This is a genomic window from Haladaptatus marinus (assembly GCF_051194195.1).
Window position 1 is genome coordinate 1,072,580 of the sequence record NZ_JBLZNK010000003.1, and the last position, 25,367, is coordinate 1,097,946.

Consider the following 25,367-nt stretch of genomic DNA (forward strand, 5'->3'; position numbering starts at 1 on the left):
TGCGGAGGAGCGGTAAAAGGGTGGCCCGTTCCAGTTGGTTCGATTCGCGATTTGATCCGATTAGTACGATTCCTTGTGAAGGATTTCCTCGACGGAGCGCCGGGGGAGACGCTCGGGTTCCTCGCCGCCGCTCGGTCCGACCGCGAGAAGCATCACCGGAATTTCGTCGTCCGGCAGGTCGAGGAACTCGGCGATGCGCTCCTGGTCGAAACCGATCATCGGCGTGGCGGTCAGCCCTCGCGCGTGTGCGGAGAGCATGAGATTCTCCGCGGCGAGGCTCGCGTTCCGAATCGCGTAGTCGCGCCCCAGTTGGTCGTCATCGTACATTCCGACCGTCTGGGCTTTCGTCTCCGCTGCGGTTTCCTCGTCCAGTCGACCCGCTTCGACCCACTCCTCGAAGACGCGGTCTGCTGTCTTCGCGTTGGTATGACCGACAACGAGAATCGCGGTTCCCGCATCGCGGATGTGCTCTTGGCCGTACGCGATGTCAACGATTTCGTCCAGTCGTTCCTCGTCCTGCACGGCGACGAACTCCCACGGTTGGAGGTTGTACGACGACGGGGCGATAGCCGCATCTCGAATCAGTTCCTCCAGCGTTTCCTCGTCGAGATCCGCGTCGGGGTCGAAGTTATGACCCGACCGGCGGGTGTGGAGTGCCTCGATAACGTTCGGGAGCTCGGCATCGTGGTCTGCGTCAAACTCCTTGATGGACTGGTTTTGCGACATCGTGCTGTGAATTACGAACTCGGTATTTAACCCGCGTACGGAAACGGTCGGGATTTCCGATTTCGGTGTGTTATCTAGCGAAGTGCGGAAAATATTTGTAAATTGAAATTTTCATGAGAGCAATGACCAAAATAGACGGCGTAGCCCGTTTTTCGGTCGTTCGGTTCTCCACGCTGTCGAAACAGCACTCGCAGTCGTCCTACTCACCGCAGGATTCGGCATGTGGCTCTCGCTAACCGGTGACGGCGGGGAGGGAGCAGGCGCGATTTTTATCGCGTTGGTCTCCATCACCACGATAGCAAGCGTTCTCCTCGCTCTGCTCGTCGTCCTCCGAACCGGAATCGAGGTGTTTCGGTTCGTGAGCGAGTGGGTGACGACCAACCACCAGAAGTCAGCAGGCAACACAACGCCAGAACCAGCAATCGAAACAACCGTCAAGGGCTAGCTCACCCTCCGGAAAATCTCCGATTTTCCGGGCGGACGACTGAATGGAGTTGGGCAGACTCGCGCCGCGAGTCTGCCGTGACGAAATGAAGGAGGAGCGCTTTTGGTCGAGCTATTACAGGGAGACGGTCAGCGGCCGGGTCGCCGCGACCCGGCCGCTGAGTCTCGACCGTCGTAAAAGGTCGTGTTACTGAATGTGCCCTTCTTGTCGCAGTTGGTCGGCCTGCTGCTTGTCGTAGCGCCACTTGATGTCGGCCTTCTCGTCCTGCCAATCCCACGGTTCGACGAGGACGATGTCGTCCTCTCGAATCCAAACGCGCTTTTGCATCTTCCCCGGGATTCGAGCGGTTCGTTCCTTGCCGTCTGCACATCGTACCTTGACGCGATTCGCACCGAGCATGTTGGTGACGGTAGCGAATACCTCATCGTCGTCTGGCATGCGGAGGTTTTTGCGTCCGCTGTTGTCACTCATACTCCATAGTTGGTGGTCATTGCCTTTAAATCCGCTGTCCTGCACGGCAGGTACACCCACACTCGACCGGAGAGGAACCCGCCCCCGCACCACCAGCCGGGGCAATCACCGAAAGATGACATCACGTTACGAAAGAAAGAGACGACGTATATCTCAGTGGTTGGAAACTTTTAGGCAGAGTAGTTCGAATTTCAACATGTATGTTGGAACTATCCTCCATGGCAACCGAATGGCTCGGCGTCGGTGTGCTCTTCGTAGTGCTCGGTTACCTCATCAAGTTCCAGGGCTGAACCTTCCTCCTCGCAGGGTCCGACGTGACATCGCCAGTCCCGAAGGACGTGGTCGCGGATATCGCTGGCAACACCGTCCTTCGAATCGGGCTGGCGTCGCTTGCTCTCGGAGCAATCATTACTGTCGCGAGTCCGCCATCGTATCTGCCGACCATCTTTGAGGCGGTCATCCTCCTCGCTGTGCTCCGACTCCTGTACCGCCTCCACACCTACACCCCCGCCAACCCGGCATAGCGACGACGACCGAAACTACAGTTTTTCGAGACCGGTGACGAGTCACAGTCCCTATAAATCACTGAACGGCGGCGGGTAACTACCAGTTTTAAGACACTCCCGGACACATTCCGGGCTATGTTTGGCAAACTCGGTGCGAAAGGTATCGTCGGTCTCCTCGTGCTCGTCGCCGGAATCGGTGTCATCGCACTTCAAAATCTCATTATCGCCGCGGGGATGGCGCTCGTCGTCCTCGGCTTCATCCTGACCGCGTGGGGGCTGATTTCAGGATTGCTAGAGAGCTTCGGAATGGGGGCGATGATGGGCGGTGGCGGATACGAATAAGAACGGAAAATTCGCCCGTTACTCAGCCTGCTGAATCTTTTCTCGACCAGGGGCGATCAGTTCGTCCAAGTAGGTCGCCAGCGCACTCTTGGCGTCCGCTGGGTGCAGTTCGTCGCTCTCCAAATCGTCTTCGAGCGACTGGTAGTCGTCGTATTCGAGATTGCCGCCGTACTTGTCGGGGCGTTCGACCACGACGTGCTCGAACCGCGGGAACACGTGGTATTCGAAGATTTGAAGGACGGGGTTTTCGAGGTCGTCCTCGGGGTCACGCGTCGGGGGACAGAACGCCGAGTTGACCTTCTCCTCGATGTCTTCGGTCGAATCCTCCATCGAGATGGTGACGCCTTTGCTGGAAGACATCTTTCCGTCGCCGGAACCGAGGTCGGCGATGAGGGGCGTGTGGATGCAGGTCGGCGAATCGTAGCCGATACTCGGGAGCGTGTCCCGGGCGAGCATGTGTACTTTGCGCTGTTCCATCCCGCCGATTGCGAGGTCCAAGTCGAGGTACTCGATGTCGAGCGCCTGCATCAGAGGGTACACTGCCTGTGAGACCTTTGTCGATTCGCCGCTCTGGATTTCCGCCATCGCCCTGCTCGCGCGGTTGAGCGTCGTTTCCAGTTCGAGGCTGTGGAGGTCGAGGACGTAGTCGTCGTCCATCTGGAACTCGGAACCGAATCGGAACTCGGTGTTCTCCTCGTCCAGTCCGTAGGCGATGAACTGTTCTTTCATGCGCTCTGCCGTCTCCTGAATTTCATCGAACGTCCCTTTGTCGTTCAGGTAGGCGTGAACGTCGGCGAGCAGGATGACGACTTCGAAACCGGCCTCCTGCAAGTCGATGAGTTTGTTCGCACCGAGCATGTGCCCGATGTGGAGCACGCCGGAGGGTTCGTAACCGACGTAGGCACGCTTTCCTTCGGGGTCGTCCGCGAGTTCGCGAACCTCCTCCTCGGTCACTAACTCCTCGGCGTTCCGGGAGATTAACTCGTAAGTGTCCATGCACGGAAAAAGATGACTCACTGGCTTTAGGGTTACGTCATTGGACAAGGAACAAGTCAGATGAGACGAAACGAGGGGTATGAACGCGGCGAGAATCGGACTCTGGTTGGTCGTTATCGGTGGACTTGCGCTCTATCCCGCGATTCGGTTCGGGCGAGAAATCGGCGGGATGAACGAACTCCTCCTGTTGTACGCGACGGTGCTAGCGGTCGGGTTCGGCATCGCACTCTGGGGACTGAGCGTCCTTCGAACGCTCACCGCGGAGTGGACGACCTGAATCGGCATTCGAGAGACATTGGGACGAACCTGTTGGGTCGAGACTACCTCCCTGCTCGGATTCATCGGATTTGCGCTCGCCATCTTCGGCGCGCTCCTCTGGAGTGAGAGTAAACTAACGGCTGAACGGAAATCGAGAATCGGGTCGAAGAACTAGTTACCGAACGAGGACGAAGATGATGACGAGGACGACGACCGTCGTTCGTCGGCCCGGCGCTCGGCGCGGTGTTCGCTGATGAGTTGGTCGAGTTGCTCGGTTTTCTCCTCCTTCCGACGGTCTTCGGCCCGGTCGCGCCAGTCGTCGATGACCGCCTCAACTTCCGACTCCTGCGCGACGGCGAGTTCGTCGATTTCCTGAATCGTCACGTCGCTCGCCGGACCGACCGGAACCCCGTGGTCGAACAGCACGTCGTCCGCGACGTTCGAAATGCCGCCCGCTTTGAGTATGACTCGCGGATCGATGTCCGCGAGTCGCTGGGCAGTCGAACGACCGGCACCGCTCGCGTCGCGGAGAAAGATCACGTCGTCCTCGGCGAGACCGTAGCTCTCGTGGGCGGCGTCGATGGCGTCGTTGGTGAACTTATCGATGGGTTTGACGGCGACGAGTCCGGCTTTCTTTTCGGCCACGTCGCTGAAGTTCGAATGGTCGAGTTTCCACAGTTCCTTGAGGCGGGCGAGTTTGCCCGTCAACTCCTCGATAGTCTCGTCTCGGTCGTCCAGTTCGTCCTCCAATCGGTTGTTCTCGCGTTGCAGTCGAGAGATTTCACGTCGGGCACGGACGTTCTCCCGCTCCTCCCGTTTCGCATCGGAGAGGTCACCCTCCAGTTCGTCGATTCGCTCGTCTTTTTCCTCGACCGTTTCCCGTAGGTCGTCCGTGTGCGATTGCAGGCGTTCGACCTGCGATTCGAGCTGCTTGATGCGCTTTTCCTCGGCGGAGAGTTCTCGAACCGTGTGTTCCGACTGCTCTTCTTCGGGTTCGGGGTCTTCCGAGAGGTCTGCAACCACGCTCTCGACGCTCTCTTCACCCGCGACCACGCGGGCAGTCACGTCACCGCGACTCATTCCTGCCGGAACCTTCCGGGCGATACGCTGGAACTGATCTTCGTGACCGTCGAACGCGAAGAACGCGGCGGCCATCGCATCTCGCTGGTGGTCGTTGTCGTAGTTTTCCTCCCGCGTTCGGTGCTGTTTTTCGTCTATCGGGAGGTCTCGTTCCGGCGTCCACGAAGCTGCGTCGAAACTTCGGCGAATCTTCTCGACGGTTTCGGGCATCGGCGTCACGTCCGCTGCGACGATAATCGGTCGGCCGCGCTCGATTATCCATTCGATTACGTCGGCGGTGTCGGCAGTTCTCGTGCTCCACACGTCGAGGAGTGTCCCGTCCAAATCGGTCAGCGCAACTGCCGTCGTCGTTCCGGGGTCGATGCCGACGATAACGTGATCTCTACGCTTGACGAGGGGTTCGAACTCGATGCCGTCCCGTCGGAGCCGGTCGATTTCGATTCGAACATCACCCGAGCGCCGGGCCGAGACCGGGATGTCACCCGGACGAGCGGTCACCTCGAAGATCGCGTTGGAGTACCCGCCGTACTTCTCGGTAACCTCGCGCTCGTACTCCAGTCCGGCACTCCGGATTTCGGATTCGACTTTTCGGGCGGTTTCCTTCACGGAGCCATGAATCCGGCGGGTAAATCGGTCTTCGCTCCAGCCACCTTTTCCGGTCGAGCGGCCACGAGCGACTTTGACGCGGGTGGTGTCGGTAAAGGCGGTCACTTCGTGGCCGACGTTCATCGCGGCGAGTCGAGCCGCCGCCTCCGCTTCGCGCATCGGCTTCTTTCCGTAGGGAACCCCGTGTCTGGATGCGACTCGGGACAGCGGTTCCGGTCGTTCCGAACCGGTCACTTGGACGAGTCGCGTTCCGTCCGGAAGTCCCCGGAGGAAATGGACGAGGGCGTCCTTATCAGCGGCAAGTTCGTACATGTTATCCGTCGCGACGAGCGCGGGTTCGTCGCGTTCGATGAGTCGCCGTAGCTTGCGGTAGGAAACGACATCACGGTCTACCTGCTCGCCATCGTAGACGACGAGCGCGTAAGAGGGAGAATCGCCTCGCACGTCCCCGCTTTGGATATCGACTCCGAAGACGAGAACGTCGAGAGCACTCGTTCGCTCGCTCACGGTTCGTGGTAGGTGCCCTCGAAATATAAATCCGGCGCGAAAAACACCTGATTGGATACTCGAAAGGGTTGATACTGACGAATCTATGCGTCGGTGAGATATCGCTCGACCGACCAGCCCCACACGTTCCGGTCGAGCCAGTGAACGCCCCACCAGCGGTAGCCGCCGTCGTCGATCGGACCGTTCATGATTTCGCCGATCTCACCGGGTGAGATGGTCGCGACGATTGGCTGGTCGGTTCCTGGCTGTTCGCGCGTGTTCAGGTTGGTCGTCGGCGTGACTCGGTCGTCCATGGCGAACTTGTTGCCACCGCCGCCACCGCCGCTACTGCCGTTAACGAGGCTCATGAAGTAGTCCCAATCCCACGTCGAACCGGGGTCGGTGTGGGCATTGTAACCACAGTCGCTTTCGGGTACTTGGTGGTGACCGATGATGCCACTCCCGTCCCGAGCGTCACACGGTGCGACTCCGGTTGGGTGAACCTTCGAAATACCGTAGGTGTCACAGAGCCAACTGACGATGTCGGCGGATTTCTGATACAGCGCGTCGGTAAAGTTCGTGTCGCCGACCCAGCCCTCGTGTTCGATACCGATCGAGTGAGCGTTGTAGTTCGTGCCGCCGGCGTGCCACGCACGGTCTTCGTGGTGAACCATCTGGGTCGCGTGTCCGTCGGAGTTCCGAATCGCGTAGTGGGCGCTGACGTTCGAGTCGGGGTTCTGAATCCAACTGACGGTTCCGGCGTAGCTTCCTTGGGTGACGTGGATGACGACCCAATCGATTTCCTCAGCGCCGTAGTTCGCGTCGCTGTAGTTGCTGGAATCTGCCGCGACCCATCTATCGGCGTATGGGTCTTGGACGTGTGCGTTCACCGTTCCGGACAGTCCGACACCACCGATTCCAACTGTACCGATTGCTCCGAGCTTCTTCAGCACATTTCGCCCATTTATTTTCATTACGAATATTCTAATATTTTGTACTTACTTAGTATTTTATTATATATGAATAGTTATTAGAATATAGTGATAAACTATGTAGTTGTTTCGCATCGCTCAGCGACGGATTGTGCCTTTCGTGTCCGTGCTACACAGCGGTGAAAAAGCGACTGCTACTCGTCCGGATACGGTACCTCGACGATATCCCCGTCGTCGGGGGCGAACACCTCGCCGTCGAACTCCTCTCGAGCCTCTCGGAGGTGGGGCGAAACGTCGCCCGCGTACCGCGAAGAGACGTGCATGAGTGCGAGTCGAACTGCCCCCGCCCGCTGAGCGATGTTTCCGGCTTGTGCCGCCGTCGAGTGGGCCGTTTTCCTCGCACGATCGGCCCTGTCGTCGGCGAAGGTCGCATCGTGAACGAGCAGGTCTGCATCTTCGGCCATGGAAACGACTTGCTCCGACGGGCGCGTGTCCGCGGTGTAAACGAACTTGCGTCCGGGTCGAGGGTCACCAACGACTTGCTCGGGATTGACAACCGTTCCGTCTTCGAGTTCGACCGGATTTCCGGCGTGGAGTTGCTGGAACTTCGGTCCGACAGGGACACCCAGTTCTTCGGCGTGTTCGCGGTCGAAGCGACCTTTTCGGTCGTCTTCGACCAGCGCGTAGCCGAGGGAGTTCGTATCGTGGTCGGTGCGGAACGCACGAACTTCGTACTCGTCGCGTCGAACCGCCACCTCGCCCGGCGCAACTTCAGTGATGTGAATCGGGAACGACGGCTGACTGCCCACTGCGTGAACGAGCGTGTCGATATCGTCGCCGGTTCCACGCGGCGTGTAAATCATCAGCGGGTCGTCGCGGTCGTTGAAGTTCCACGTCTGGACGAGACCCGGAATGCCGAGAACGTGATCGCCGTGGAGATGTGTGATAAAGAGGTCGGAGATGGTAAATCCCGTCCCGAACCGCATCATCTGGCGTTGAGTGCCTTCGGCGGCGTCAAACAACAAACGGTCGCCTTCCCGGTTGACGAGGATAGCACTCGGGTTTCGCTCCGTCGTCGGCACTGCCCCACTGGTTCCGAGGAAGGTGACTCGCATCGACATCTACTCGCAGTTCGTGGGTCGACAACTAAACCGCCTTCGAAAGCGTCGTTCGATTCGCTGAGAAATACTGGCCTATCCCAGACGCTTTGAGTGGGAGACAAAGGACAGGAACCACCTAACGACGCGAATCGGCGTCTTATCCCGTGAACGGTCGAAGCTGTTTATCCGGCGTCTCGTCGTCACCTCGTTCGCGGATGAGGAGGGAGATATGACACGAATCCCGAGAACAGTTAGTGCCACATTCGTGGCTGTTCTCGTGGTACTTGCCGGCGGTGTTGCGGTATCGCTGGGAACCACAGGACAGGCGGATACAGCATCAGAAATGCGGGTTACGAACCTGCAGGAGGAATCACAATCGAACATAACTATCAACGAACAACAGAGCGACGGCGAAACCATCGTCATCGAATCGGTTACGATGTCAGAGGGTGGCTTCGTCGCGATTCACGACGAAAGCCTGCTTGAGGGCAACGTCGTCGGAAGCGTACTCGGCAACTCGGTGTATCTCGAACCCGGGACGCACGAGAACGTCACCGTGACGCTTGCGCGTCCCATCAACGAGAGTCAGACGCTCATCGCCATGCCGCACCTCGACACCAACAACAACGAGGTGTACGGCTTCGTCATCAGTGACGGAGCTGTCGATGGTCCGTACACCAGCGACGGTGAGGCCGTCACCGACGATGCGGAGATTACCGTCGGTGAAGTCGAAGAACCGACCGCTGACAACGAGACGAATCAGACCGAAGAATTCGTCTTCCAAGTCGAATCGATGAACATCGACGAGTGGTCGTTCGTGCTGGGCGACAGCACCGAACCCGACCGCACCGAGACGATAAGCGGCGTGGACTTGCAAGACGAGACGGTTCGCGTCAACGTGACTGCCCTGCTCGAAAACGAATCGACGCAGGAAGTCATCGAGCGCGGCCAGAACGTCTCGCAAGCGGATGTCGAACGTGCCGTGGAGGAGTCGAACGTGACGGTTCCGAGTGACCTCGAAACCGTTCGCGTCGAACTTCGCGATATCTCCGTCGAGAACGTGACCTTCGTGGTCGAGGTTCCGTCGAATCTGAGCCTCCCGACGATGCCGGGCCAACCCGAAGTGCCCGAGCAACCGGAGGATCTCGATGCCAACGTGACCTTCGAAGACCAGTCCACGAACGGTGAGACGGTCACTATCGACTCGGTCACGGTGTCTGAGGGTGGTTTCGTCGCGATTCACGACAGAAGCCTCCTCGACGGTAACGTGGCCGAAAGCGTCATCGGGTCGTCGGAGTATCTCGAACCCGGGACGCACGAGAACGTCACCGTGATGCTCGACGAACCGCTGAACGAAAGCCAAACGCTCATCGCCGTGCCGTACCAGGACACCAACGGAAATCAGGTGTTCGACTTCATCACGTCCGATGGAGCCGAAGACCTTCCGTACGTCGTGGGCGGCCAGGTCGTGGCTGACTCGGCGAGAGTAACTCTCGAAGACGGTGCAGAGACGACGACGCCGGCGGAGACGACCACGGTTGAAGAAGAAACGACGGTAGCTGAAGAAACCACGATGGCTGAAGAGACGACCACCGTGGCTGAAGAGACGACAACTCCGGCGGAGACGACCACTGCCGAGGAAACCACGGTCGAAGAGGAGACGACGGTAGCGGAAGAGACGACGACGGCGGAAGAGACGACCACTGCCGAGGAAACGACGACTGACGAAGCGGATGGGCAGGTCAAAAACGTCTCCAACCTCGGCCCATCGCTCGAGGTGGAAAACCTCGAAGCACCGCTGAACGCGACGGTCGGCGACACCCTAGAGGTGAACGCGACCATCACTAACCCCACCGACCAGTCACTCACGCAGAACGTGGACTTCCGGTTGGATGGGACGGTAATCGAGCGCAAAGAGGTTGCTCTCGGACCGGGTGAAAGCGTGGACGTGACGTTCTGTATCGACACCAGCGATGTCGAACCCGGGACGTACACCCACGGGGTCTACACGGCTAACTTCGGCGAACTCGCTACGATTACGATAGAGGCCGCCGAAGAGACCACCACACCCGCGAACGAGACGACCGCTGCCGAAAAGACGACTGCCGCCGAAGAGACGACCGCTGCTGAAGAGACGATGACGACGGCCGCTGAAGAGACGACGACTGTTGCAGAGGAAACGACGGCCGCAAACGAGACCACCGCCGCTGAGGAGACGATGACGACGGCCGCTGAAGAGACGACCACTGCCGCCGCAAAGACGACGGTGGTTTCGGACACGACGACCGAAGCAGGTACCGCGACGACCGCCGCAAACGAGACGAGCACATAAGCGAATCTCGTGGTTTCGGCTCGTTCGACGGATTACATTTTTCAACCGGCGTCTGTGGGACGAACAGTTTCAGTTGACATACTCGCACGGCGCAACCGACCGATTCTTGTCCGACGACCTGCTACGATACGTCGATGGAGTCGCCGCTGTGGACCGAAACGTACGCACCCGACCTGTCCGACCTGCCCCAGCCAGCAGTGCGCGACTATCTGGAGCGGGCGGTGAATGAGCCGATAAACCTCGTGCTCTACGGGCCGGAAGGGAGCGGGAAAACCGCCGCCGTACGAGCGCTGGCGCGCGAAGCGCACGATGACCCGGACAACGACCTCGTGGAAATCAACGTCGCGGACTTCTTCGACCGGACGAAAAAAGAGATTCGGGACGACCCACGATTCTCGAACTTCCTACAGGGAGAAACCGAGTTCTCGAAGCAGTATCGTCACGGGTCGAGCAAGCGCAAGAAGTACAAACGCCAGTGGTCGAAGCGCGAGATGATAAACCACGTTCTCAAGGAGTACGCGGGCTATGCACCCTCCTCGGGCGAGTACAAAACCATCGTGCTCGACAACGCCGAAGCGATCCGCGAGGACTTTCAACAGGCGCTTCGCCGGGTGATGGAGCAATACCACGAAACCACGCAGTTCGTTATCACGACGCGCCAACCGACCAAACTCATCCCACCAATCAAATCCCGGTGTTTCCCCGTCTCAATGCGCAAACCCACCGAGGACGAGATTATCGACGTGCTCGAACCGATTCTGGAAGCCGAGGCGGCAGAGTACGACGAGATGGGTCTCCGATTCGTCGCCGGTTACGCGAAGGGCGACCTTCGAAAGGCGATTCTGGGCGCGCAACTCCTCCACGAACAGGAGGGCGCGGTCACCACGGACGCCTATCAGGTACTCCGCGAGTTCGGCATCCGCGGGCGCATCGAGGAGATGATGGAACAGGCCGAAAACGGTCAGTTCACCGACGCCCGGAGTTCGCTTGACGAACTCCTCATCGACGAAGGGTACAGCGGGGGCGAAGTGCTCGAAGAGATTTTGGACGCCTTCGGGCGCTCGAACAAGTACACCGGAGATTCGCTCGCCGAGGCGGTTCTGTTGGCGGCCGAGGTCGATATGGATCTGACCGAGGGGACGAACGACAGACTGCATCTCTCGCATCTGCTCGCCGAGCTCGGCGCGGAATCGTAGCTAGCAAGCGGGGATTTCGATCGTCACCACTGAACAGGTTCGTTTTGTAGGTAGCGTCTCCCGTCCATGATTTCTCAATTGATTCGAATAGCTCCTGCCCCCATATTGGAAAACGAATCCTCGATCCGCGGTTTCAATCGACGAGTCGTTCGATTTCGGTGACAAGGATTCCACTCGCACCCAGCTGCTTGACTTCGTTGATGGTCTCGAACACTTCACGCTCGTCAACGACGGTGTGCACCGCGACCTTCCCGTTTCCGGCGATGTCCATCACGGTCGGGCCGCCGAGACCGGGAATCACGTCCCGAATCTCGTCCAGTTTGTCCTCGGGTGCGTTCATCATCAGGTAGCGTTTGCCCTCGGCGGAGATGACGGACTGGAGCGCCATCATGACCTGTTCGACTTTCTCGTCGTCTGCCACGTCCTCGCGGGCGAACAGTCGAACCGAACTCGACAGCACCTCGTCGATGATACCCAGCCGGTTGACTTTCAGCGTAGTTCCGGTACTCGTGATGTCGATGATGGCGTCGGCCATATCGACGTGGGGTGTGAGTTCGGTCGCTCCGGTGACTTCCACGATTTCGGGGTCGATTTTCGTTTCGGCGAAATATTGCTTTGCGATGTTCGGGAACTCGGTGGCGACCGTTCTCCCCGCGAGGTCGGCAACGTCGTCGATGTCGCCGTCTTCCGGTGCGGCGAGGACGAGGCGGCACTGTCCGTAGCCCAAGTCGAGCAAATCGACGATGTTTCCAGGGTTCGCCTCTCGCGCCTGGTCGAGGCCAGTGATACCGATGTCTGCCGCACCATCGCTCACGTACTCCGGGATGTCTGCCGCACGGGCGAACAGCAACGTCACGTCCGGATCGACCGTATTCGCGTACAGCTTTCGGTCTGCTCCGTCCACGACATGCAGTCCCGCGTGTTCAAGCAGTTCCATCGACGGGTCGTGCAACCTGCCCTTGTTAGGGACGGCGATTCGCATTATCTCCGGTTCTGTCCGCCAGACGGATTACTCTTGCTTTCCCGGCGCGAACTGCAATCCATCAAAGTCATGCAAGAGGATGGACAAGCAGTAGGCATGACGACCCTCCGAATCGCGGGCGGGCAGGTACTGCGACCGGACATGACCGTAGAACGCGCCGACGTGTTGGTAGACCAAGACGAGGGAGAAATCCTCGCAGTCGGGGCAGCGAACGACCTTCCGGACGCCGACGAGACGCTGGATGCGAACGACGGACTGGTGATTCCCGGTCTCGTCAACGCGCACTGTCACGCCGCGATGACGCTTCTCCGTGGGTATGCCGACGACAAACCGCTGGAGTCGTGGCTCCGAGAGGATATCTGGCCGGTCGAAGGCGAGTTGACGCCGCAGGACATCCGCGCCGGAACCGAACTCGCCCTGCTGGAAATGATACAGTCGGGAACGACCGGATTTGCAGACATGTACTTCCATGTCGAAAAAGTGGCCGAAGCGGTCGAAAACGCGGGACTTCGCGCCCGACTCGGCCACGGCGTGGTGACAATTGGCCGGGACGAGGCGACCGCCCGCGAAGATTTTGAAACTAGCCTCGAAATCGCGGCGGAGTTCGACGGTACCGCGGATGGACGCATCTCGACGGCAGTGATGCCACACAGTTTGACGACGGTGGGTGAAGAGTATCTCCGAGAGTACGTCCCGGAAACCCGCGAGCTCGGCGTTCCTCTGCATTACCACGCGAACGAAACCGAAGACGAGGTCACCCCAATCGTGGAAGAGCGGGACGAGCGACCGCTGGAGTACGCCCGCGACATGGATATGACGGGTGCAAACGATTTCGTCGCGCACGGCGTTCACCTGAACGAAACCGAAATCGACCTGCTCGCGGAGACGGGTACCGGCGTCATCCACTGTCCTGCCTCGAACATGAAACTCGCCAGTGGGATGGCTCCAGTGCAAGCGATGCTGGACGCGGGTGTCACGGTCGGATTGGGCACCGACGGCGCGGCGTCGAACAACGACCTCGATATGTTCGGCGAGATGCGCGACGCGGCCATGCTCGGCAAACTCGCGGCTGACGATGCCAGCGCGGTTGATGCCGAATCAGTCGTCAGAATGGTAACCAAAGGAAGTGCGAACGCCCTCGGTTTCGACAGTGGCAGAATCGAGGAAGGCGCGAACGCCGACCTCGCGGTCATCGACCTATCAGCGAGTCATCTCACGCCGCGTCACGATCTCGTTAGTCACCTCGCCTACGCGGCACGTGGCAGTGACGTGAAACACACGATTTGTGACGGGAGCGTACTCATGGAGGACAGAGAGGTACTGGTTATGGACGAAGCATCCGTTCGAGCGACTGCCGACATCGCGGCAACATCGGTCGTCGAGCGCGCCACCCGATAGCGTCGGGCGCCGTTTTTTAACGGAGCGTTAGCACGGGAAACGGGAGATAGAAGGCCTATTTTCGCGAAAGTATCAAAGCCGACTGGCTTCGGTAGCATTTTGGGTGCGCTCATTCTTTTCTACAGCATGGCAGAGTATCCATCGATCAGCGAGCAACTCGACGATGTCGAGTCTGCTCGCGTCGAAGGCCATCGGAAGATGGACTGGGCGCGACAGCACATGCCGATTATGATGGCGGTCAGAGAGGAGTTCGAATCCGCCAAACCACTCGACGGCCAACGAATCGGGATGGCGATGCACGTCGAAGCGAAAACGGCCGTGCTAGTCGAGACCCTCGCGGAAGGTGGCGCGGAAGTCGCTGTTACGGGTTGCAACCCGCTTTCGACCCACGACGACGTGAGCGCCGCACTGGACGAACACCCCAACATCACGAGCTACGCCAAACGCGGCGTGGACGACAAGGAGTACTACGAGGCAATCGAGGCCGTCATCGACATCGAACCGACCATCACGGTAGACGACGGGATGGACATGGTCGCCGCGATTCACGAAGACCACCCCGAACTCATCGACTCAATCGTCGGCGGCTGTGAGGAGACCACCACCGGCGTCCACCGACTCCGCGCGATGGACGCGGACGGCGCGCTCGACTACCCCGTCTTCGCCGTCAACGACACGCCGATGAAGCGACTGTTCGACAACGTTCACGGCACGGGCGAATCCTCGCTCGCAACCATCGCCATGACGACGAACCTCTCGTGGGCCGGGAAGACCGTCGTCGTTGCTGGCTACGGCTACTGTGGGAAGGGCGTCGCAAAGAAGGCCGCAGGACAGAACGCGAACGTCGTCGTCACGGAAGTCGAACCGCGCCGTGCCCTCGAAGCTCACATGGAAGGCTACGATGTCAAGCCGATGGATGAGGCCGCAACGGAGGGCGACGTGTTCATCACGACGACGGGCAACCGCGACGTGATTACGGGAGACCACTTCGACCGAATGAAAGACGGCGTCCTGCTGGCCAACGCGGGCCACTTCGACATCGAAATCGACCTGGACGAACTCTCCGACCTCGCCGTCAGCGAGCGAGACGCCCGCGACGGCGTCCACGAGTACGAGATGGAAGACGGCCGACGCCTCAACGTCCTCGCCGAGGGTCGCCTCGTCAACCTCGCCGCGCCGCTTGCGCTTGGCCATCCGGTCGAAGTGATGGACCAGAGTTTCGGCGTGCAGGCCGCCTGCGTCCGTGAGATGGTCGAAAACAGCGCAGACTACGACGCTGGCGTCCACGACGTGCCCGACGAGTTGGACAAGGAGATCGCGGAGATCAAACTCGAAGCGGACGGCGTGGAGTTCGACTCGCTCACCGACGAGCAAGCCGACTACATGGGTAGCTGGCAGCACGGGACGTAAGGTTCGATTCTATTTCGTTTATCTGAAAAGTCTATTTTCCAACAAATATTTGTCGTTTTAGTTGAGAGTGAAACGTATGCAACGCCGCCAGTTCCTCCAGAACAGCGTTTTGCTCGGCATCGCCGTCAGTGCAGCGGGCTGTGCTAATTCGACTACCAACAGCAGTTCCGCCACGCAAAACGGTGACGAAGGCGATTCCAGTTATCAGTACGACGACAGTGACTCCGAGAGTTACGATACCGGCGATAGCGATACAGTGCCCGAGGCACCGCCACGCGAATCCGAGGTGTTCGAAACCATCGAACTGGACAGCGAACGACGAAGTCTCGTCGTCACGTTCGAATCCAGCCCCGTAGTAGAAGCGTATCTCGATGACGGCGAAACGACGACGGGCAGTTCGGGAGACGAAACCGAGAACGGAACAAATCAACCAGAAGGAGAGGTGAACGGAACCGAGAGTGGAGCAAGTAGCAACGAAACCGGTTCACTCACACCGCCGACGTTTCGCTCGCTTCTATCCTTCCCATCGGCGTCGCACAGGCACGAGGCAGAGGTGGCCGTGGCGGAAGAGGCGGTCGGAGTGGCGGAAGCGGGAAGAGTGGCAGCGGGAGCGGGTCGAAAAGCGGAGGCGGTAGCGGAAGCGGCGGACGATCGAAATCCGGGAATCGCGGGAGCGGGAAAAGTTCGTTCCGCGGTCGAAATGGTCGGTTCAAGTGGCACGGCGGCCACTACGCGATGTGGCACGACCGATACGGGGACGAAGTGGAAGAGTACGACGCAATCGTGAACGGGTGTGGAATCGGGGACATCGGTTCCGAGGAGACGACCGAATACGACCTCCCGGGAGCAGGCCCCATCGGGTGGGACAACGACTGCGACGGCGACCACACTGAGATGCAGTTCACGACGGACGAGGCAGGATGGTATCGCGTCGGTGCTCGACTAGGAACTTCGGACGGGGAGCATGATTTCGGCTGGGAAGCGGTAGACGTGAAAATCGTCAAAGGGACGGACTCCGAGTGGGAAATCGACAGCCAGTGGAAAGTTTCGCTGCGACTCTGAGTCGGTCGCGTCCGCCGCGTCGTGCGAAAAGCGGAAGTCGGTGCGTACGAGAAGTCGAAGCAGACACATGGCGAACGCGAAAGGCGATAGACTGGAGCGCGAACTCGTCAACAAACTGGACGAGGAAGGGTTCGCGGTCATGCGCGCTCCCGCGAGTGGGGGTGCGACCCAGCGCGAACTGCCGGACGTGCTGGCCGGAAACGGCGACGTATTCTACGCTATCGAGGCGAAATCCAGTTCCGGTGACCCGATTTATCTCTCCGGGGAAGAGGTCGAAGCACTGGTCTACTTCTCGCAGAACTTCGGCGCGAAACCCAAAATCGGCGTACGATTCGACCGCGAGGACTGGTACTTCTTTCACCCGGCGGACGTGCACCAAACTGATGGGGGCAACTACCGGGTAAAGAAGGAAACCGCGTTGGAGGAAGGCGACTCGATGACCGCCCTCAAAACCGACGACGAGAAAGACGCAGCGGAACACGGGATCGATGACGTGCTCAACGCGGTTGCGGAAGGTATCCTCTCGGTGGACGAAGCGGAAGCGATGCTGGAGTAGTCACTCGCGAAACCGATATAAAAAATGCCAACGGGGGACTACTCGTAGTCCGTCTCCGGAAAGTCCGTCAGTTCGGACTGGTCACCCGGCGGCTCGGGGCGTCGGAGTCGCGAGCGCGGGAACGAGTAGTGGCGCAAATGCGACGGTTGCAACTGCTCGGGTCGCAACCCCGCCGGAATCGGGTAGAGAACTTCCACCACGGGGTCGTCCGCCGGGTATCCTTCGTTCATCGGATACTCGGCCACGGTGCAGTCTTTGCCCGGCACTTCGACGGAATCGGCGCGGAAACCTGGCATTCGGACGACGACCATGAGGTCACCGGTTCGTCGGTCGATGACGGGTTCACCGGGTTGCAGTTCGCAGTGGTCACAGAAGTGAACCGCGTCCGCCTTCCGCTCGTCTACGAACACGACCGACTCACATCGGGCGCATTCGACTGCCTCCTTGCCCGGTGGTGGAACCCGGCCCTCGTTTATTTCGATGGCTACCCGGCGGATGTGTTTGCACCGAACCCCGCGCATCATGTGGTCGGGGCAGGTGCATCGACCGCCGAGCAGGTCGGCAAAGTAGGTGTGGTCGCTCTGGCTTTCAACTTCGTAGAGACCGCCACCGAGCGGCGTGACGGCCATTCGCTCCGCTCTGGCACGTTGCGAGCGAGGGTCGGTCTCGCCAGTGTCTGCCAGCGGAGCCAACGATACTTTTCTGGAAGCGGCTGTGTTCATGATGTTGCTTCCTCCTACGCGAAACGAATCCGACGAAATCGACACGCATCAACACCTCTGCGGTCGTTTCTACGTGTAATAGATAGGGACTCAACCAACCTAAGAGTTTCACCTGTTCTCGCAAGTATCAGGTCGTTTTCTGGTTTGTTTTGATGGTAATGGCCCGTTGAAAGTGGACGAAGGATGCGATTTTGGAGTGATTTCTCAATGTTCGCGTTCAAAACTGTTCCTTTGATTTCGACTACGGTTGCCGACTCCAAATGACCGCCACCGCAAGCGGCCGAGTGCGCCGACCGCTGGCACGACGCTCCGCATGCGGTCGTTTGGCGTCGAGAGTTGCAGTCACGACGAGGTAATCGAGAAATGTGGAGTCTCACCGATAGGCGAGGAAGCATGGGAAACCAAAGCGTATTCACAGACCACCCACTCCGACCGAGAAACGGAGAACTTTTGACGGAACCGCGGGAAACGCCGGACATGAATCTCGAGGGCGAGACGCTCCGTGACATCGTCGTCTCCGTCGTGTCGGTCGGTCTATTTATCGCAGCCATGCTCGTCGTTGGCACTCAGTTCGACAGCGGCGGCCTCACGGAACAGGGAGCGCTCGCAGTCGTTGCCGTCATGCTCGGCTTCATCCTGCTGATGACCGCCGTCGGACTCTGGCTGGCAAATCAACACTAACGGTCGCGCCAATCCGTCACAGCGCCGTTTTCGTCCAGCGCGTCCTCGTAGTAGACGAGGGGATGCGTAATCGTCTCACAGCGGTCGTCTTTGTTCACGCAGTCGTCGTACGCCTGGAGCGTCGCGCAACTCGGTGGCGCGAACTGTGCGGTTCGCTCGTCACGCACTCGCTCGACGCGGTAGCGCAGTCTGTCCGCCCGCGCCGTCCCCCGGACTTCACAGAGCGATAGAATCTCGTCCGTGTCGAGACCGATACTGGCGAGAAACGAGACGAGGGAAAATTCCGAGGCGGGAGCGAGGCGCTCACCATCCCGAACGTCCGCGAGCAACGCTTTCATGCACGGGGGGAAGAATCCGGGCGCGAGCGTGTCGATATCGTGTGAGAAGTCGGCATCGGTGAACGACGCCTCCAGTTCCGAAACCTCTTCGGACAGTGCCTCCTCGATTTCCTCCGGCACGGAAAGCGGAAGGTCGGATGCGATGCGCATCTCCGTAGACGCCCGAAGCAGTTCATGAAGCTCCGCCTGCGACACGCCGACGAGTCCATCCGAAAGTCGCCGCGAGACGAGTCTCCATTCGTCGCCAGAAAAATCGCCGATGAGCGAGAGGTACGTGCCGACCGCGACGCCGAAATCGTCCTCGCGCTTCACGACAGACTTGGAGAGGTCGAAATCGGTGAGCAGCGTGTCGAGCGTGAGCGAGATTCCTTGCGTGCTCTTCAAGCCATCGTCCGGTGCCTCGAAGTCGGCGACGAACTGCTCGTAAGCAGTTCCCGCCTCGGCACTGGCGTATTTTTCGACCGCACCGGGTGCGTCGAGAAGCGACACGAGCATCCGTGCGATGGGATACGAGAGCACCTCTGCAGTCGTCCCCCATCGTCGTCCGTCCGCCGCTGGACGAACTGTTCCATCAAGCAGTGCGCGGCGCACGCGCTCCACGCCACGCTCAACCGCAGGGTGGCGGTCGCCCTCGCCAGCGATGATCTCGGCGAGGTTGATGTTCGCATCCCGAACCGCCTCACGAGCGGACGTGAGAAACGGATACCGGGCGTGGAGCGAGTTCATACTCGCCAATTTGTGCGGTCACGAATAAACGCGACGGTCGCTCGGTAACGGTCGATTACCTCGATTCGTCGGAATGGAAATTCGACGTTTCCCGACTGCATCGGAATCCAATCATCTATTACCGACGCGCGAGAAACGGGTTTCGTGCCACGTTTCGCGTATCCGTGTCCCGACTGTCGAACCACGACGAACCTCCACGGCCCGGACTGTCGATTCGACGGGGAACCGTGGGCGGACATCGAAAAGTCGTACACGGACATCATCGCGGTTCTCACCACCGATTCTCACGCGGAAGGGGAACTCCGCGAAGCAGTTCACGGGCGCTGGGATGCGCTCCATGCCGCGGCGCTAGACCGCCTTCGCCACGAAAAGAGAGTCATCGAAAACGACGGTGCGCTCCGACTCCTCACCGCCGACGAGTTCCGAGAGACCGTGTCGGAGCCGAGTTTCGAGCCGATGCAAACGATCTACGAAAAAGGGAGTGTTCCGGGAACGCACGATAACGCCGTCTTTGCCATGATCGCATGGTACGAGATGGTTGGCCTGTCGTGGCCCGAAACGCGCGAAAACGTCGTCGAATGGCTCCACAAGAGCGGAACATGGAGTCGCGGCGGATTCGAGGAATCCTCGCCCGAGGAGTTGGTCGAAAGCAAGCGTCACGTCTACGAAGCGGGATACGGTTGGAAGGAGAAAGCTCAATCCGCGAAGTCGGTTATCGACCGCAATCTCTGAGTTCGACTGCCGCTCAACGAACTGAGAGGAAAAACGAATCGGACAGTTAGTCGCTCTGGATACGCGGCGCAAGCATGTATGTAACCTCACCCATGCCTTCTGCGGTTTCGAAGTGAATCTTCACCGGGAACTCCTCGCCGAGATAGATGGTCACTTCGCCGTTTTTCGGGAGCGCCTTGTTCATATCTTTCAGATAGTCGAGACTGAACAGGGAGTGAGCAGGACCCGCAGTGAGGTCGATGAGGTCGTCGGTGTCGAGTTTCAAATCGACGTTGTCGGTGTCGCCCTCCGCTTCGACGTAGAACAGCTCGTCGTCCTCGTCAACACCGAGTGCGATGTGGTCGGAAACCATGTCGGCGGCTTTGACAGCGCGGTCGATATCCGAGCTTTCGACGACGATGGTTGCGGGAAGGTCGAGGTCCGGGATGTCGGGTTCCTGCCGGATGGAGTCCGGGTCGATGAGTGCGAGGGTGTACTCCAGTCCGTCGATTTTGATGTGGAGTTTTCGGGTTTCCTCGTCCAGTTCCATCTCGATGAGTTGGTCGGAACTGGCCATTCCCGCGATACTTTCGAGTCGATCTAGATTGACGCCGATGACGCCGCCATCGGCCTCGTAGGATTCGAATGCCTCGTTGGAGAGTTGGAGGTCAACCATCCCGACGTTTGCCGGGTCAACCGCCTTGATAGCGAGGCCATCCTCCTCGAGGTGGATTTTGCACTCATCCACCAGGACGCCCACGGAGTCAATCGTCGTCCGGAGCGTATCCGCGCTCACGATAGCCTTGAACATGTTGGCGATTGCTACGAAACCGCGGCATAAAAAGTCACCCGTTCGCGCGCGCGACGTGTGCGTATGACAAACAGTTTTCTGCCCGACTCACCGCTTCCTACCGATTATTACATCCGGTACTAAACAGATTTTTGATAAACGTTTTAGGGGAGAAGGTACTCTTGCCAAATATGTCGCAGGAGTCGCGGTCAGACGGATATACGCTCGATGAAGACGACCCACGGTGGGGGATTTGCGACTACTGCAAGAAAAAGGTCTTCGTCGGCGGAAAGAACAAATCGGATCTCGTCCGACATCAGGACGAGTGTGAGTATCGCTGACCGACATTCTATCGCTAATATCAGTTTGGAGCGGTCGCCGAATGGAGAAACGGTGAGCGGAGCGAACGAAGGGCGTTTACGCTTCGGAACGATACCATTCAGCAACAAATGGCTCGCAAAGACCACTACTACAACAAATCCAAGCAGGAGGGGTATCGCTCCCGATCCGCCTACAAACTACAACAGCTGGACGAAGAGGCACACCTCATCGACAGCGGCGAAACGGTTATCGACCTCGGTGCGGCCCCCGGCGGTTGGCTACAGATCGCAAAAGAAAAAGTCGGCGACGCCGGAACCGTCGTCGGCGTTGACCTCCAGCGAATCAACGAGTTGGACGATGTCGAGACGATTCGCGGCGATATGACGGAAGAGAAAACGCGCGAGAAAGTCCGCGAGACGGTCGGCACCGCCGACGTAGTGCTCTCGGACATGGCACCGAACATGACCGGCGAGTACAGTCTCGACCACGCTCGCTCGGTCTACCTTGCCCGACAGGCGTTCGAGACGGCGCTGGAAGTGCTCGACAGCGGCGGGGATTTCGTCGCGAAGGTGTTCCAGGGGCCAGATTTGGCCGACCTGCGCGCCGACATCAAGGACGAATTCGAGTACGTCAGAACGATGAGTCCCGACGCCTCGCGAGACGAATCGTCCGAAGTGTATCTCGTCGCCCGAGGCTACCTCACCGCACCCGTCGAAGCGGGTGATACCCTCGAAGTGACTATCGAAAGCGTCGGCGACGAAGGAGATGGTATCGCAAAAGTCGAGGGCTACACGCTGTTCGTCCCGAGCACCGAAGCAGGCGACACGGTCGAAATCCGCGTTGAAGAAGTGAAACCGCGGTTCGGGTTCGCACAACGAATCGACTGACGGTTCCTGTCGTCAATAATCGAGGCTCGATATGCCAACCGGAGGTTCGATTCGCCAGCGTTCGCTTTCAGACCACTGAGCGTTAGTCCGCCGTGCTCGGATATGACGGTGCGTGACCCTGCGAACGTAGATAGCCGACGACGGCGTAGACGAGCGGCGTATCGAAGAAGGCGATGAGAAGTTTCAGGATGTACTGGCCGACGATGAGCGCGAGGATGATTTCACCGGGGAGTTTCGCTCCGATGCCGAGGTACTGCGGGAAGACGAAAAAGGCCACGCCGACAAAGATGACGGTGTCGATGGCCTGACTGCTTGCCGTCGAACCGATGTTGCGCGCCCAGAGATGCGCGCCGCCGGTAAGTTCGCGGATTTTGTGGAACACGACGACGTCCCAGTTTTGACTCACGAGGTAGGCCAGGAGGCTACCGACCACGATGGGCGTGCTCGCCCCGAGAACGGTTCGGAACTTTTGTGGATCGACACTGGACTGTGCGGCAGGGGCCTGTATAGTAGACCAGACGAGTACGAGCATGACGAAATTCATGGCGAACGCGACGTTCACCAGTCGCGTCGCCGCCTTTCGGCCGTACAGTTCGGAGTAGCAATCCGACGCGAAAAAGGTCAGCGCGTAGGCCAGCGCCGCGCCCGGGAGGACGAGTGCATCGCCAGCGATTGGCAGCGAAAACGGAAGCGAGAACGCCAACACCTTCGCCGCGGTGAGTTGGGCCGTCACGAGCGCCGTAATGAACAATGCAGCGATGGCGAGTTGGCCCGTGGCGAGAAGTGATTGCGGTCTCCCGCTAGTCATCCTGCAATCTCCCGTGTCGTTCGTCTATCTCGTCCAAAACGTCCAGCATCTTCCTGACGGAGGCACGAATCGCCTCGCTTCGGTTGACGAACTTCCCGTCCTCACCGACGTGCTCGTCCAAATCGGCGAGCAGTTCGTCGGGCACTTCCACGCTTATCTTGCTCATACCGTGATATTCTCAGAAGCATACTTAAGGACACCGTCAGGCGCGTCTGCCGCCGAGCGTGAGCACCCACAGGATGGCGAGACCTAGTCCATAGGCGAACGAGACAGGAATGGCGACGAGGAACATCGTGTAAAGGCTGTCCGGCGTCACCAGCCCCGCGACTGCGAACGTGCCGACGACGAAGACCCGCCAGCGGTTGCGCATCGATTTGTAGTTGAGGATGCCCCCGACGTGGAACAGGAACATCGTGATCGGGATATCCGCGAGGAGACCGATACCGACCGTAGTGAGGAAGACGAGCCAGAAGAAACTCTTCACCCGGTAGGAGATCAGCATGTCCGCGGCGTGGGCGTCGGTGACGAGCCACGAAATGATGCTCGGAGCGACGAGGCCGTAACCGATAGCGCTGCCGACCACGAGACCGCCGAAGAGCATCGCACCCCAGATAAAGAACACGTTGCGGTTCCCCTTGACAAGGGTGCGCTCTTTCATCGCGGGCCAGCCGTAGTACATCACCATCGGGAGGACGGAGACGGCGGCGAGCAGGGTACTGATTTTCACCTCGAAGATGAGCGCCTCGACCGGGTGGAGCGTCACGATGTTGAGGAGGTCACCCTGCTGAACGACTTCCTGTGGAACACGGCTCGTGAAGTCCTCCCTGATGTAGCCGATACCGCCCCGATACAGCGCGACGAACACACCCGCGAGGACGAGCATGAACACGGCGACGATGCGGAACATCTTCGACGTGAGGCTCTGGAAAATGAACGCGATATCGTAGTAGTAGCCGCCGATGTCGTCTTCGGTCGTTTCGTCCTCGGTAAAGGCGTTCGCCATACCGGCAGCAGTGCTCTGGAAGACGTTCCCGTCGTCCTCGCTCGGTTGGTTCGCAACGTCCTCGGCGAGCGGCGCGTCATCCTCCTCGCTGACTTCGGGTTCCGTCTCTTCCGCTTCCTCGTGGACTCCGTCCCACCGGTCGAGGATTAGTTGCGCTTTGTCGGGGTCGTCGTTCTCCATCGCGGCACGCGCGTGGTCGAGCGATTCGCTCTCGCTCATCTCCTCGAACACTTCGGGCGGGGCGGCACGAACACCTGCGGCGTCGAGTTCGTTGATGCCGATTTCACTCGGTGCGCCGGAGCGCTCCATGGTCGAACCCGCGTCGAGCGAGGCGAAGAGGAAATAGAGAACCGCGATGACGAGGCCAAGGAGCGCGACACCAGCCACGACAGCGATGACGGCCGACTCACGGGGAAGGCCGAGAAGTTGTTCGAGCGTCGGGATATCGTTTACGGGCCGATATTCCGCCGGGAGTTTGGGAAGCAGTTCGGTTTCCACGTAGTCGCCGCCGCCACGCGAAATGAACAGGTAGGAACCACCCGCCGCGATGAGGGTGATGCCGACGATGTGGTTCCACTTCTCCCGAACCGTCTTCCGCAAACTCACTTCTTCACTTCCGCGACGGATGGTGACGACGATTTTCGTCAGGTAGAGGCTGAACCCGTAGAGGACGAGCAGCGGCGCAGCCCACATAATCTGCGTGAACGGGTCCGGGGGCGAGAAGAACGCACCGAACGTGAAGATGCCGATGACCGCGTATCGCCACTTGTCACGGAACGTTTCGTAGGGCACGACGCCCGTGTAGCCGAGAATGCTCATGATGAGCGGCATCTCGGCGGCGAGGCCGAACGAGAGTGTGAGGACGAGAACGAACTCCGTCCACTCCACGATACCGTAGTTTGGACTGAACCCCGCGTTGACCGCGTTTTTCGCGAGGAACTTGAACATCAGCGGGAAGAAAAGCGAGTAGCCGTACGAGAGACCCCCGATGAACAGGAGAATGGCGAGAACGACCATCGGGATGATTTTCCAGTAAGAAAGGGAGAGGTCGGGATACCATTCTCGCTGGCGAAGCGAGTCGCGACTGAGATAGAGCAAAACGGGGAGTGCGATGAGTGCACCCGCAACCATCGCGAGTTTCGCCTGGAGCAGGATAACGTCGAACGGGGTTACCGCAACGATTTTGACGTTGTTCATAACGTGCTGTGGCATCCCGGAGGTCGTAACGTCCTTCAGAAACGGCCAGATGCCCGGAAACGGCCCGATGGCCGTCGTCATCGCGTAGAACGTCCCAAGGAACCCGATGACGAATACGATGAAGACTTTCTGCAGATGTTTCTGCGCAGTCGAAAGCATCGCTCCGAGCGTTTCACGGCCACTAGCGACGGTCTTCGCGGTATCTTCACCGATAACGCTGTTCCCCGAGGTAGACATTCCTTGCGAATGGTAACCCCGTCCCAGTTATCAATCTTCTCGTCTCGCAAGATGAAGAAAGC

30 protein-coding genes are annotated in these 25,367 nt (G+C 59.2%); 17 read left to right on the forward strand and 13 right to left on the reverse strand.

The features are described 5' to 3' along the window. Nucleotides 1-60: 60 nt before the first annotated feature. Nucleotides 61-726, reverse strand: a complete 666-nt coding sequence (locus tag ACN2TU_RS11735; protein WP_435155521.1) for a nitroreductase family protein — start codon at nucleotides 724-726, stop codon at nucleotides 61-63. A 220-nt stretch (nucleotides 727-946) separates the two neighbouring features. Between ACN2TU_RS11735 and ACN2TU_RS11740 the strand changes: the two genes are divergently transcribed. Then, nucleotides 947-1,171: a hypothetical protein gene (locus ACN2TU_RS11740; RefSeq protein WP_435155522.1), complete on the forward strand. Its 225-nt coding sequence runs from the start codon at nucleotides 947-949 to the stop codon at nucleotides 1,169-1,171. Nucleotides 1,172-1,357: 186 nt separating this feature from the next. On the opposite strand, the gene eif1A is transcribed toward ACN2TU_RS11740, so the two are convergent. Further along, nucleotides 1,358-1,642 carry a translation initiation factor eIF-1A gene (gene eif1A, locus ACN2TU_RS11745; RefSeq protein WP_266078917.1) on the reverse strand — a complete coding sequence of 95 codons (285 nt, stop codon included), beginning with the start codon at nucleotides 1,640-1,642 and terminating at the stop codon, nucleotides 1,358-1,360. Nucleotides 1,643-1,956: 314 nt separating this feature from the next. Between eif1A and ACN2TU_RS11750 the strand changes: the two genes are divergently transcribed. After that, nucleotides 1,957-2,166, forward strand: coding sequence for a hypothetical protein (locus ACN2TU_RS11750; RefSeq protein WP_435155524.1), 210 nt, complete (start codon nucleotides 1,957-1,959; stop codon nucleotides 2,164-2,166). 117 nt (nucleotides 2,167-2,283) lie between these two features. Then, nucleotides 2,284-2,490 (forward strand): DUF7470 family protein, encoded by a 207-nt coding sequence (locus tag ACN2TU_RS11755; protein WP_435155526.1) that lies wholly within the window; start codon nucleotides 2,284-2,286, stop codon nucleotides 2,488-2,490. 18 nt (nucleotides 2,491-2,508) lie between these two features. Here ACN2TU_RS11755 and ACN2TU_RS11760 read toward each other — a convergent pair whose 3' ends face one another. Beyond that, entirely contained in the window at nucleotides 2,509-3,486 is a 978-nt protein-coding gene (locus ACN2TU_RS11760) for a tyrosine--tRNA ligase (RefSeq protein ID WP_435155527.1), read from the reverse strand. A gap of 79 nt (nucleotides 3,487-3,565) precedes the next feature. On the opposite strand from ACN2TU_RS11760, the gene ACN2TU_RS11765 reads away from it, so the two are divergent. After that, nucleotides 3,566-3,763, forward strand: coding sequence for a hypothetical protein (locus tag ACN2TU_RS11765; protein ID WP_435155528.1), 198 nt, complete (start codon nucleotides 3,566-3,568; stop codon nucleotides 3,761-3,763). Nucleotides 3,764-3,781: 18 nt separating this feature from the next. Beyond that, the gene (locus ACN2TU_RS11770) at nucleotides 3,782-3,919 is read left to right on the forward strand and encodes a hypothetical protein (protein WP_435155529.1); all 138 of its coding nucleotides are present in this window, start codon (nucleotides 3,782-3,784) and stop codon (nucleotides 3,917-3,919) included. Here ACN2TU_RS11770 and ACN2TU_RS11775 read toward each other — a convergent pair. From ACN2TU_RS11775 to rnz, 3 genes are all read right to left on the reverse strand, one after another. Beyond that, nucleotides 3,916-5,937 (reverse strand): DUF460 domain-containing protein, encoded by a 2,022-nt coding sequence (locus ACN2TU_RS11775; RefSeq protein WP_435155531.1) that lies wholly within the window; start codon nucleotides 5,935-5,937, stop codon nucleotides 3,916-3,918. The genes ACN2TU_RS11770 and ACN2TU_RS11775 overlap by 4 nt on opposite strands. Before the next feature lie 83 nt (nucleotides 5,938-6,020). Next, a complete protein-coding gene (locus ACN2TU_RS11780; RefSeq protein WP_435155532.1) occupies nucleotides 6,021-6,890 on the reverse strand; it encodes an N-acetylmuramoyl-L-alanine amidase in 870 nt (289 codons plus the stop codon). Between the two features lie 152 nt (nucleotides 6,891-7,042). Next, nucleotides 7,043-7,969, reverse strand: coding sequence for a ribonuclease Z (gene rnz, locus ACN2TU_RS11785; protein WP_435155533.1), 927 nt, complete (start codon nucleotides 7,967-7,969; stop codon nucleotides 7,043-7,045). A gap of 208 nt (nucleotides 7,970-8,177) precedes the next feature. On the opposite strand from rnz, the gene ACN2TU_RS11790 reads away from it, so the two are divergent. Together ACN2TU_RS11790 and ACN2TU_RS11795 are read left to right on the forward strand one after the other, a co-directional pair. Then, complete coding sequence (locus ACN2TU_RS11790; protein ID WP_435155535.1) at nucleotides 8,178-10,280, forward strand: DUF7282 domain-containing protein; 2,103 nt, start codon at nucleotides 8,178-8,180, stop codon at nucleotides 10,278-10,280. A 134-nt stretch (nucleotides 10,281-10,414) separates the two neighbouring features. Continuing rightward, complete coding sequence (locus ACN2TU_RS11795) at nucleotides 10,415-11,476, forward strand: AAA family ATPase (protein WP_435155536.1); 1,062 nt, start codon at nucleotides 10,415-10,417, stop codon at nucleotides 11,474-11,476. 133 nt (nucleotides 11,477-11,609) lie between these two features. On the opposite strand, the gene hisG is transcribed toward ACN2TU_RS11795, so the two are convergent. Beyond that, on the reverse strand, nucleotides 11,610-12,458 hold the full coding sequence (hisG, locus tag ACN2TU_RS11800) for an ATP phosphoribosyltransferase (protein WP_435155538.1): 849 nt from the start codon (nucleotides 12,456-12,458) through the stop codon (nucleotides 11,610-11,612). A 96-nt stretch (nucleotides 12,459-12,554) separates the two neighbouring features. Here hisG and ACN2TU_RS11805 point away from each other — a divergent pair, with 96 nt between their 5' ends. The 5 genes from ACN2TU_RS11805 (at nucleotide 12,555) to hjc (ending at nucleotide 16,884) form a co-directional block, all read left to right on the forward strand. Continuing rightward, a complete protein-coding gene (locus ACN2TU_RS11805) occupies nucleotides 12,555-13,856 on the forward strand; it encodes an amidohydrolase (protein WP_435156179.1) in 1,302 nt (433 codons plus the stop codon). Nucleotides 13,857-13,982: 126 nt separating this feature from the next. Then, nucleotides 13,983-15,266 carry an adenosylhomocysteinase gene (locus ACN2TU_RS11810; protein ID WP_435155539.1) on the forward strand — a complete coding sequence of 428 codons (1,284 nt, stop codon included), beginning with the start codon at nucleotides 13,983-13,985 and terminating at the stop codon, nucleotides 15,264-15,266. 76 nt (nucleotides 15,267-15,342) lie between these two features. Further along, nucleotides 15,343-16,053: a hypothetical protein gene (locus tag ACN2TU_RS11815; protein ID WP_435155540.1), complete on the forward strand. Its 711-nt coding sequence runs from the start codon at nucleotides 15,343-15,345 to the stop codon at nucleotides 16,051-16,053. Continuing rightward, entirely contained in the window at nucleotides 16,002-16,328 is a 327-nt protein-coding gene (locus ACN2TU_RS11820) for a hypothetical protein (RefSeq protein ID WP_435155541.1), read from the forward strand. Before ACN2TU_RS11815 ends, ACN2TU_RS11820 begins: the two co-directional genes overlap by 52 nt. 67 nt (nucleotides 16,329-16,395) lie before the next feature. Beyond that, entirely contained in the window at nucleotides 16,396-16,884 is a 489-nt protein-coding gene (hjc, locus tag ACN2TU_RS11825) for a Holliday junction resolvase Hjc (RefSeq protein ID WP_435155543.1), read from the forward strand. A gap of 38 nt (nucleotides 16,885-16,922) precedes the next feature. On the opposite strand, the gene ACN2TU_RS11830 is transcribed toward hjc, so the two are convergent. Further along, the gene (locus tag ACN2TU_RS11830) at nucleotides 16,923-17,606 is read right to left on the reverse strand and encodes an SWIM zinc finger family protein (RefSeq protein ID WP_435155544.1); all 684 of its coding nucleotides are present in this window, start codon (nucleotides 17,604-17,606) and stop codon (nucleotides 16,923-16,925) included. A 247-nt stretch (nucleotides 17,607-17,853) separates the two neighbouring features. Between ACN2TU_RS11830 and ACN2TU_RS11835 the strand changes: the two genes are divergently transcribed. Beyond that, nucleotides 17,854-18,060, forward strand: a complete 207-nt coding sequence (locus tag ACN2TU_RS11835; protein ID WP_435155546.1) for a hypothetical protein — start codon at nucleotides 17,854-17,856, stop codon at nucleotides 18,058-18,060. Nucleotides 18,061-18,083: 23 nt separating this feature from the next. Continuing rightward, nucleotides 18,084-18,287: a DUF7472 family protein gene (locus tag ACN2TU_RS11840; protein WP_435155547.1), complete on the forward strand. Its 204-nt coding sequence runs from the start codon at nucleotides 18,084-18,086 to the stop codon at nucleotides 18,285-18,287. On the opposite strand, the gene ACN2TU_RS11845 is transcribed toward ACN2TU_RS11840, so the two are convergent. Then, nucleotides 18,284-19,351 (reverse strand): DNA primase large subunit PriL, encoded by a 1,068-nt coding sequence (locus tag ACN2TU_RS11845; RefSeq protein WP_435155549.1) that lies wholly within the window; start codon nucleotides 19,349-19,351, stop codon nucleotides 18,284-18,286. The genes ACN2TU_RS11840 and ACN2TU_RS11845 overlap by 4 nt on opposite strands. 144 nt (nucleotides 19,352-19,495) lie before the next feature. Between ACN2TU_RS11845 and ACN2TU_RS11850 the strand changes: the two genes are divergently transcribed. Beyond that, nucleotides 19,496-20,083: a DUF7474 family protein gene (locus tag ACN2TU_RS11850; protein WP_435155550.1), complete on the forward strand. Its 588-nt coding sequence runs from the start codon at nucleotides 19,496-19,498 to the stop codon at nucleotides 20,081-20,083. 46 nt (nucleotides 20,084-20,129) lie between these two features. On the opposite strand, the gene ACN2TU_RS11855 is transcribed toward ACN2TU_RS11850, so the two are convergent. After that, nucleotides 20,130-20,873: a DNA polymerase sliding clamp gene (locus ACN2TU_RS11855; protein ID WP_435155551.1), complete on the reverse strand. Its 744-nt coding sequence runs from the start codon at nucleotides 20,871-20,873 to the stop codon at nucleotides 20,130-20,132. 170 nt (nucleotides 20,874-21,043) lie between these two features. On the opposite strand from ACN2TU_RS11855, the gene ACN2TU_RS11860 reads away from it, so the two are divergent. Next, nucleotides 21,044-21,193, forward strand: coding sequence for a hypothetical protein (locus ACN2TU_RS11860; RefSeq protein WP_435155552.1), 150 nt, complete (start codon nucleotides 21,044-21,046; stop codon nucleotides 21,191-21,193). A gap of 108 nt (nucleotides 21,194-21,301) precedes the next feature. After that, complete coding sequence (locus ACN2TU_RS11865) at nucleotides 21,302-22,060, forward strand: RlmE family RNA methyltransferase (protein WP_435155554.1); 759 nt, start codon at nucleotides 21,302-21,304, stop codon at nucleotides 22,058-22,060. 82 nt (nucleotides 22,061-22,142) lie between these two features. On the opposite strand, the gene ACN2TU_RS11870 is transcribed toward ACN2TU_RS11865, so the two are convergent. Genes ACN2TU_RS11870 through ACN2TU_RS11880 form a run of 3 tightly spaced genes read right to left on the reverse strand, consistent with a single transcriptional unit; the run spans nucleotide 22,143 to nucleotide 25,305 of the window. Further along, nucleotides 22,143-22,868 carry a queuosine precursor transporter gene (locus ACN2TU_RS11870; protein ID WP_435155556.1) on the reverse strand — a complete coding sequence of 242 codons (726 nt, stop codon included), beginning with the start codon at nucleotides 22,866-22,868 and terminating at the stop codon, nucleotides 22,143-22,145. Beyond that, complete coding sequence (locus tag ACN2TU_RS11875; RefSeq protein ID WP_435155557.1) at nucleotides 22,861-23,034, reverse strand: ribbon-helix-helix domain-containing protein; 174 nt, start codon at nucleotides 23,032-23,034, stop codon at nucleotides 22,861-22,863. Before ACN2TU_RS11875 ends, ACN2TU_RS11870 begins: the two co-directional genes overlap by 8 nt. Before the next feature lie 36 nt (nucleotides 23,035-23,070). Next, the gene (locus ACN2TU_RS11880) at nucleotides 23,071-25,305 is read right to left on the reverse strand and encodes a twin-arginine translocase subunit TatC (protein WP_435155558.1); all 2,235 of its coding nucleotides are present in this window, start codon (nucleotides 25,303-25,305) and stop codon (nucleotides 23,071-23,073) included. Between the last annotated feature and the right edge of the window lie 62 nt (nucleotides 25,306-25,367).

Excerpts from the sequence above, each read along its gene's own strand:
- ACN2TU_RS11805 (WP_435156179.1), top strand. The coding sequence starts at position 12,555 with ATGACGACCCTCCGAATCGCGGGCGGGCAGGTACTGCGACCGGACATG.
- eif1A (WP_266078917.1), bottom strand. The coding sequence starts at position 1,642 with ATGAGTGACAACAGCGGACGCAAAAACCTCCGCATGCCAGACGACGAT.
- ACN2TU_RS11830 (WP_435155544.1), bottom strand. The coding sequence starts at position 17,606 with ATGAACACAGCCGCTTCCAGAAAAGTATCGTTGGCTCCGCTGGCAGAC.
- ACN2TU_RS11845 (WP_435155549.1), bottom strand. The coding sequence starts at position 19,351 with ATGAACTCGCTCCACGCCCGGTATCCGTTTCTCACGTCCGCTCGTGAG.
- ACN2TU_RS11820 (WP_435155541.1), top strand. The coding sequence starts at position 16,002 with ATGTGGCACGACCGATACGGGGACGAAGTGGAAGAGTACGACGCAATC.
- ACN2TU_RS11795 (WP_435155536.1), top strand. The coding sequence starts at position 10,415 with ATGGAGTCGCCGCTGTGGACCGAAACGTACGCACCCGACCTGTCCGAC.
- ACN2TU_RS11740 (WP_435155522.1), top strand. The coding sequence starts at position 947 with ATGTGGCTCTCGCTAACCGGTGACGGCGGGGAGGGAGCAGGCGCGATT.
- ACN2TU_RS11765 (WP_435155528.1), top strand. The coding sequence starts at position 3,566 with ATGAACGCGGCGAGAATCGGACTCTGGTTGGTCGTTATCGGTGGACTT.
- ACN2TU_RS11880 (WP_435155558.1), bottom strand. The coding sequence starts at position 25,305 with ATGTCTACCTCGGGGAACAGCGTTATCGGTGAAGATACCGCGAAGACC.
- ACN2TU_RS11790 (WP_435155535.1), top strand. The coding sequence starts at position 8,178 with ATGACACGAATCCCGAGAACAGTTAGTGCCACATTCGTGGCTGTTCTC.
- ACN2TU_RS11760 (WP_435155527.1), bottom strand. The coding sequence starts at position 3,486 with ATGGACACTTACGAGTTAATCTCCCGGAACGCCGAGGAGTTAGTGACC.
- rnz (WP_435155533.1), bottom strand. The coding sequence starts at position 7,969 with ATGTCGATGCGAGTCACCTTCCTCGGAACCAGTGGGGCAGTGCCGACG.
- ACN2TU_RS11840 (WP_435155547.1), top strand. The coding sequence starts at position 18,084 with ATGAATCTCGAGGGCGAGACGCTCCGTGACATCGTCGTCTCCGTCGTG.
- hjc (WP_435155543.1), top strand. The coding sequence starts at position 16,396 with ATGGCGAACGCGAAAGGCGATAGACTGGAGCGCGAACTCGTCAACAAA.
- ACN2TU_RS11855 (WP_435155551.1), bottom strand. The coding sequence starts at position 20,873 with ATGTTCAAGGCTATCGTGAGCGCGGATACGCTCCGGACGACGATTGAC.
- ACN2TU_RS11780 (WP_435155532.1), bottom strand. The coding sequence starts at position 6,890 with ATGAAAATAAATGGGCGAAATGTGCTGAAGAAGCTCGGAGCAATCGGT.
- ACN2TU_RS11860 (WP_435155552.1), top strand. The coding sequence starts at position 21,044 with ATGTCGCAGGAGTCGCGGTCAGACGGATATACGCTCGATGAAGACGAC.
- hisG (WP_435155538.1), bottom strand. The coding sequence starts at position 12,458 with ATGCGAATCGCCGTCCCTAACAAGGGCAGGTTGCACGACCCGTCGATG.
- ACN2TU_RS11870 (WP_435155556.1), bottom strand. The coding sequence starts at position 22,868 with ATGACTAGCGGGAGACCGCAATCACTTCTCGCCACGGGCCAACTCGCC.
- ACN2TU_RS11865 (WP_435155554.1), top strand. The coding sequence starts at position 21,302 with ATGGCTCGCAAAGACCACTACTACAACAAATCCAAGCAGGAGGGGTAT.
- ACN2TU_RS11875 (WP_435155557.1), bottom strand. The coding sequence starts at position 23,034 with ATGAGCAAGATAAGCGTGGAAGTGCCCGACGAACTGCTCGCCGATTTG.
- ACN2TU_RS11810 (WP_435155539.1), top strand. The coding sequence starts at position 13,983 with ATGGCAGAGTATCCATCGATCAGCGAGCAACTCGACGATGTCGAGTCT.
- ACN2TU_RS11735 (WP_435155521.1), bottom strand. The coding sequence starts at position 726 with ATGTCGCAAAACCAGTCCATCAAGGAGTTTGACGCAGACCACGATGCC.
- ACN2TU_RS11755 (WP_435155526.1), top strand. The coding sequence starts at position 2,284 with ATGTTTGGCAAACTCGGTGCGAAAGGTATCGTCGGTCTCCTCGTGCTC.
- ACN2TU_RS11815 (WP_435155540.1), top strand. The coding sequence starts at position 15,343 with ATGCAACGCCGCCAGTTCCTCCAGAACAGCGTTTTGCTCGGCATCGCC.